General features: G+C 61.8%; 1 pseudogene and 1 other annotated feature. The pseudogene reads left to right on the forward strand.

The annotated features are described in order from the left end of the window. Window positions 1-179: 179 nt before the first annotated feature. Window positions 180-626 (forward strand): annotated as a pseudogene (locus tag CV770_RS41300) (transposase); the annotation flags it as partial. After that, window positions 464-580: a sequence feature (AL1L pseudoknot), on the forward strand. Its footprint overlaps the pseudogene before it by 117 nt.

Consider the following 626-nt stretch of genomic DNA (forward strand, 5'->3'; position numbering starts at 1 on the left):
GCGAAATCAATCTATAGAGCGCGAGGAGACGATGCGCGATATCAGTCGCCTGAGCTGCCGCAGGGATCTCTTCTCCCGACATTTCCTTGTATACTGTCGTCTTCAATACGTTCGGATAAGTTGTGGGGCTGAACCGCCCCGGGTTTGCCGGAGGCTCCAACTCCTGAGAGGATGGAGCCATGACGAGCAAGACGACGAACAAATTTTCGCCTGAGGTCCGGGACCGTGCGGTTCGGATGGTTCTGGATCACGCCGGCGAGCACCCTTCGCGCTGGGCGGCAGTGACATCGATTGCGGCCAAGATCGGCTGCACCCCGCAGACGCTGCATGATTGGGTCAAGAAGGCCGAGATCGACAGCGGGCAGCGGACCGGCGTTCCGACCGAGATGGCCGAGAAGCTGAAGGCCCTGGAACGGGAGAACCGTGAGCTTCGGCAGGCCAACGAGATCCTGCGGAAGGCGAGCGCGTATTTTGCGATGGCGGAGCTCGACCGCCGGTCCAAGCCATGATCGCCTTCATCGACGATCATCGTGGGGCGCATGGGGTCGAGCCGATCTGCAAGGTCTTGCCGATCGCCCCCTCGACCTACCATGCCCATGTGGCCAAGCGGCGCGATCCGGCCAAGC

It is taken from the genome of Bradyrhizobium sp. AC87j1, from assembly GCF_002936975.1.
Classification (GTDB): Bacteria; Pseudomonadota; Alphaproteobacteria; order Rhizobiales; family Xanthobacteraceae; genus Bradyrhizobium; species Bradyrhizobium shewense.